This is a genomic window from Deferrisoma sp., assembly GCF_054681715.1.
Genome location: NZ_BAAHFQ010000194.1, coordinates 1 through 5,043 on the forward strand (window position 1 = coordinate 1; position 5,043 = coordinate 5,043).

The window sequence follows — 5,043 nt, forward strand, 5'->3', positions numbered from 1 at the left end:
CCCCCTTGTGCCGAGTATTTCGGCGCGGGCGGCGACGACCGGCTCCCCTACTTCGAAAAGGCAGGCGGCGACTGGCTCATGGAGAACATCCAGGGCGCGTGGGTGCTTTGGATGTAACCGCGCCCGCTTTGAACCGGCCCGCGGGCGTGAGGGGCAGACGCCCCCTCACGCCCGCCCCACGAAGTGGCCGTCGCGGGTGTCGACCCGGATGCGGGTGCCGGGTTCGATGTAGGGGGGCACCTGGACCGTGAGCCCGGTTTCCAGGACGGCGGCCTTGGTCTGGGCCGTGGCCGTGGCGCCCTTGATCGCGGGGGGCGTGTCCACCACCGCAAGTTCCACCACCTGGGGCGGCTCCACCCCGACCACCCGGCCCTGGAAGAACCCCAGGGTCACCTCGAGCCCGTCGGTGAGATAGCCGCGCGCGGCCTCGAACACCTCGCCCCCCACCTCGTACTGCTCGTAGGTCTCGAGGTCCATGAACACCCCGGCCTCCCCGGCCGCGTAGAGGTACTGGCCCTTCCGCTTCTCGAAGTCGGCCTCGTCTACCCGGTCGCCGCCCCGGAAGGTGCGGTCCAGCACCTGGCCCGTCAGGAGGTTCCGGTAGCGCACCTTCACCATGAGGTGGGCCCCCCGGGCCGAGGGGGCCTGCTGCTGCACCTCCAAGAGCCGGCACGGCGCCCCGTCGAGGAGCACCACCGCGCCGCGTTTCAGATCGGTCGCCTGGGGCATCGGATCCCTCCTCACCGGCCCGCCTTGAGCTGTTCCCAGAACCGCTCGTACACCGTGATCGCCTCGCCCACGTCCACCTGCACCTCGGCGTTCCGGAGGTCCTCGGGCGCCGGGTACACGGTGCGGTCGTCTCGCACCTCGGGGGCGAGGAGCTTCCAGGCCTCGCGGTTCGGCGTGGCGTACCCCACCTCTTCGCAGATCCGCTTGGCCACCTCGGGCCGCAGGAGAAAGTCAATCATCCGGTGGGCGGCGTCGCGGTGGCGGGCCCCCTTGGGGATCACGAGGCTGTCGACCCACAGGATCGCCCCCTCCCGGGGGTAGACGTAGCGGATGTCAGGGTTCTCCTGCTTGGCCGCGTACGCCTCCCCGTTCCACAGCATGCCGGCCACGACCTCCCCGGTGAGGTACGGAACCTTGGGGTTGTCGGAGTTGAAGACCCGCACGTTGGGCATGAGTTCCTGGAGCTTCCGGTAGGCCGCCTCGATCTCCTTGGGGTCGGCGGAGTTCCCCGAGTACCCCAGGACCCGCAGGGCCATGTGGAACACCTCGCGCACGTCGTTCGTGAGGAGGAGCTTCCCCCGGAACCGGGGATCCCACAGGTCGGCCCACGCCGTCACCGTGGCCGGATCCACCCGGGCCGCGTTCACCCCGATGCCGGTGCTCCCCCAGAGGTACGGCACGCTGTAGGCGTTGCCCGGGTCGTAGGGCTTGTCGAGGAGCTCGGGGTTGAGGTTCTTGAGATTCGGGATCTTGGCCTTGTCGAGGGGCTCCAGCATGCCCTCCCGCCGCATCTTGCTCACGTAGTAGGTGCTCGGGACCACGAGGTCGTATCCGCCGCCCGCCAGTTTCACCTTGGCGTACATGGCCTCGTTGCTGTCGTAGGTGCTGTACACGACCTTGATCCCCGTTTCCCGGGTGAACTCGTCGAGCACCTCCTCGGGCAGGTACTCCGACCAGTTGAAAAAGTAGAGCTCCTCCTCCGCGGCGAGGGCGGGGAGCGCAAGCCCCAAGAGCAGGATGGCGAGCCATCTCGGCTTCATCGGTCGATCTCCTCTCGGTTCCAGAAGCGGTGGGCCAGGAGCACGGCGGTGAGCGGGGCCGCGAACAGGAGCGTCCCCAGGGCGTTCACCTCGGGCTTCACCCCCAATCTCACCATGGAGTAGATGCGCAGGGGAAGTACCTCGAACGACGGCCCCGTCACAAAAAAGCTCACGATCACGTCGTCGAGCGAGAGCGCCAGCGACAGGAGCCACCCGGCCACCACGGCCGGCCAGGCTAGCGGCAGCACCACCCGCCGAAACGCGAGCCACTCCCCGGCCCCGAGGTCCAGGGCCGCCTCGACGAGGTGGGGGTTGAACCCCTGGAGCCGCGAGTACACCGTGACCGCCACAAAGGGCAGGCAGAAGGTCACGTGGGCGAGGAACAGGGTGCCGAACCCCAGGGGCAGCCCGGCCGCCACGAAGAGGCACAGAAGCGAGATGGCCATCACGATGTCGGGCGACACCAGGACCACGAGAAGAAGCCCGCCCAGGATCTTCCGGCCCCGGAACCGGTACCGGTGAAGGGCCACCGCCACCAGGGCCCCGAGGCCCGTGGCCGCCGTGGCGGCCGTCATCGCCACCAGGACGGAGTTCCCGGCCGCCTCGAGAAGGAGCCGGTTCTGGGCCAGCCGGCGGTACCAGTCCAAGGTGAACCCCTTCCATCCGATACCGTACCGGGAGGCGTTCACCGAGTGGGCGGTCATGAGCGCGATGGGCCCGTAGAGAAACCCGAACACCGCCAGGACATAGGCCCTCCGGAGCGCGGCCATGGCGGTCAGAGGACCTCCCGCCGGAACCGCCGCACCGAGGCGGCATACGCCCCCACCAGCACCCCCATGACGGCCAGGATCCCGACGCTGATCGCGGCGCCGAAGGGCCAGTCGCGGGCGTCCAGGAACTGGTTTTTGATCAGGTTCCCCACCAGGAGGTCCCGGGCGCCCCCCAGGAGGTCCGCCACGTAGAACATCCCGAGGGCCGGCAGGAACACGAGGAGGGCCCCGGCCACGACGCCCGGCACCGAGAGCGGCAGCACCACCCGCCCCAGCGTCTGCCAGCGGCCGGCCCCCAGGTCGGCCGCGGCCTCGAGGAGCGCCGGATCGAGCTTCTCGAACACCGCGTACAGGGGAAGGATCATGAACGGGAGCAGGATGTACACGAGCCCCAGGGTCACCGCGCCCCCCGTGTAGAGGAGCCGCAGGGGCTCCTCGACGAGGCCGAGTCCGAGGAGCAGCGCGTTCACGGGCCCCTGGGTCGCGAGGGCCGACCGGATCGCGTAGGCCCGCACCAGGGAGTTCGTCCAATAGGGAACGACCACCAGGACGAGCGCCAGCCGGCGGGTCCGGGGCGGCATCCGGGCCACGAGGTAGGCGAAGGGATACGCCAGGGCGAGACACCACAGGGTGGCCTCGAGGGCGAGCCCGGCCGAGCGCAGGAGCACCCCCAGGTACAGGGGATCGAGGAGCCGGGCGTACGCCGCGAGGCTCCCGGAGAACCGCACCAGGGCGGCCTCGTCCCGCTCCAGGAACCCGAGGCCCACCACGAGCAGCGTGGGCAGGAATACGAACGCCCCGAGCCACCCCCAGGCGAGGGCGATGGCCCAGGTCCTAAAGAGGCTCCGCGTCGTCCCCATGGGGCAGCACCACCTCCCATCCGGGAACCCACCGCACCCGAACCCGCTGGCCCACGACGTGGTCGAACGAGGGGTCGTCCTCGTCGAAAAACTCCTTGGCGAGGATCCGGGGCCCGGCGTCGAGGTCGATCACGGAGTCGAGGGTGCTCCCCTTGTACACCCGCTCGGCCACCCGGCCCAGGAGGCCCTCGGTGGCCCCCTCCCCGACCTCCTCGACCCGCACGTCCTCGGGCCGCACCACGATCCACACCCGTTCGCCGGGGGCCACCGGCCGGCCGGGCACCACCGGCACCCGCACCGTCCCGATCCGGCCCCAGACCCCGGCGGCCCCCACCTCCTCGATCCGGGCCTCGAGCAGGTTCGCCTCGCCCACGAACCCGGCCACGAACCGGTTTGCCGGGTTCTCGTACACCTCTCGGGGGGTTCCCACCTGCTCCACCCGCCCCTCGCGCAGGACCACGACCCGGTCCGACATGGAGAGCGCCTCCTCCTGGTCGTGGGTGACGAACACGAAGGCGATGCCCAGGCCCCGCTGCAGCCTTTTGAGCTCCACCTGCATCTCCCGACGCAGCTTCTGGTCGAGGGCGTTTAGGGGCTCGTCCAAGAGAAGGCACCGGGGCCGGTTGACGACGGCCCGGGCGATGGCCACCCGCTGCTGCTGTCCGCCGGAGAGCTGGTGCGGCCTGCGGCGCTCGAGGCCCGTGAGCCGGACCACCTCCAAGGCCTCGGCCACCCGCTCCCGGATCTCCCGGGCCGGCGCCCCCCGGGCCCTGAGGCCGAAGGCCACGTTCTCCCACACCGTGAGGTGGGGAAACAGGGCGTAGTTCTGGAACACGGTGTTCACGGCCCGCCGCTGGGGCGGCAGGTCGGTCACGTCCTCCCCGGCGATCCGGACCCGGCCCTCGGTGGGCCGCTCGAACCCGGCGATCATCCGGAGGATCGTGGTTTTGCCGCACCCCGAGGGCCCGAGGAGCGTCAGGAACTCCCCCGGCTCCACGGCGAGTTCGACCCCGTCCACCACGGTCTTCGGGCCGAAGCGCTTCGTGACGCCCCGGAGCTCCACCACCGGCCCCGTCACGCCCTGCTCCTTCCCGGCCGCCCGGGCCTCACGGCGCCCCCGCGGCCCGGGCCCAGGCGAGGAGCGCCTCCGGCGGGTGGAACCCCTCGGCCACGGCCCGGCCCAGAACATGGGTGGGCACGGCCCGAACCCCCCGGGTTCGGGCCTCGGCCCAGGCCGCGTCCCGGGCTCCGGCGTACCGGCCGCTCCGGACGACCTCGTCCGCCGCCTCGGGATCGAGGCCCGCCGCCCCCGCGATGTCCCGGAGCACGGCCGGGTCGGCCAGGTTCCGTCCCGCCGCGAAATAGGCCCGGAACGCCTCGCCCCGGAACGCGTCCCCCCGGCCCTGTTCCTCGGCCCAGAGCCCGAGCTCCTGGACCCGCCGGGTGTTGAAGGTGTGGGTTCGGTCCCCCAGCGGAAGCCCCAGGGCCTCGGCCACCGCGCGAACCCGGGCCATCATGGCCCCCACGTCCACCCGGCCGCCGAAGAGGGCGTCCAGACCCATCCCCTCGTCCGGCACCTCGGGGTGGAGGGGAAAGGGGATCCAGCGGACCTCGAGGCCGAGCTCGCGCTCGACCGCGGCGACA

General features: G+C 71.3%; 6 protein-coding genes. All 6 read right to left on the reverse strand.

What is annotated here, in order from left to right; translation table 11 throughout:
- Window positions 1-165: 165 nt before the first annotated feature.
- A complete protein-coding gene (efp, locus tag ACY0I8_RS16260) occupies window positions 166-729 on the reverse strand; it encodes an elongation factor P (RefSeq protein WP_461395580.1) in 564 nt (187 codons plus the stop codon).
- Between the two features lie 11 nt (window positions 730-740).
- Window positions 741-1,769 (reverse strand): extracellular solute-binding protein, encoded by a 1,029-nt coding sequence (locus tag ACY0I8_RS16265; RefSeq protein WP_461395581.1) that lies wholly within the window; start codon window positions 1,767-1,769, stop codon window positions 741-743.
- Window positions 1,766-2,539 carry a spermidine/putrescine ABC transporter permease PotC gene (gene potC, locus ACY0I8_RS16270; RefSeq protein WP_461395582.1) on the reverse strand — a complete coding sequence of 258 codons (774 nt, stop codon included), beginning with the start codon at window positions 2,537-2,539 and terminating at the stop codon, window positions 1,766-1,768. Before potC ends, ACY0I8_RS16265 begins: the two co-directional genes overlap by 4 nt.
- Before the next feature lie 5 nt (window positions 2,540-2,544).
- Window positions 2,545-3,399, reverse strand: a complete 855-nt coding sequence (gene potB / locus ACY0I8_RS16275; RefSeq protein ID WP_461395583.1) for a spermidine/putrescine ABC transporter permease PotB — start codon at window positions 3,397-3,399, stop codon at window positions 2,545-2,547.
- Window positions 3,374-4,477 carry a spermidine/putrescine ABC transporter ATP-binding protein PotA gene (gene potA / locus ACY0I8_RS16280; RefSeq protein WP_461395584.1) on the reverse strand — a complete coding sequence of 368 codons (1,104 nt, stop codon included), beginning with the start codon at window positions 4,475-4,477 and terminating at the stop codon, window positions 3,374-3,376. The genes potB and potA overlap by 26 nt, the downstream gene beginning before the upstream one ends.
- A gap of 28 nt (window positions 4,478-4,505) precedes the next feature.
- Window positions 4,506-5,043 (reverse strand): DsbA family oxidoreductase (locus ACY0I8_RS16285; protein ID WP_461395585.1); only part of this gene is annotated, 538 nt, incomplete at its 5' end.

Bases quoted from the DNA above. Each gene is read 5' to 3' on its own strand.
- potC (WP_461395582.1), bottom strand. From the start codon at position 2,539: ATGGCCGCGCTCCGGAGGGCCTATGTCCTGGCGGTGTTCGGGTTTCTC.
- potB (WP_461395583.1), bottom strand. From the start codon at position 3,399: ATGGGGACGACGCGGAGCCTCTTTAGGACCTGGGCCATCGCCCTCGCC.
- efp (WP_461395580.1), bottom strand. From the start codon at position 729: ATGCCCCAGGCGACCGATCTGAAACGCGGCGCGGTGGTGCTCCTCGAC.
- ACY0I8_RS16265 (WP_461395581.1), bottom strand. From the start codon at position 1,769: ATGAAGCCGAGATGGCTCGCCATCCTGCTCTTGGGGCTTGCGCTCCCC.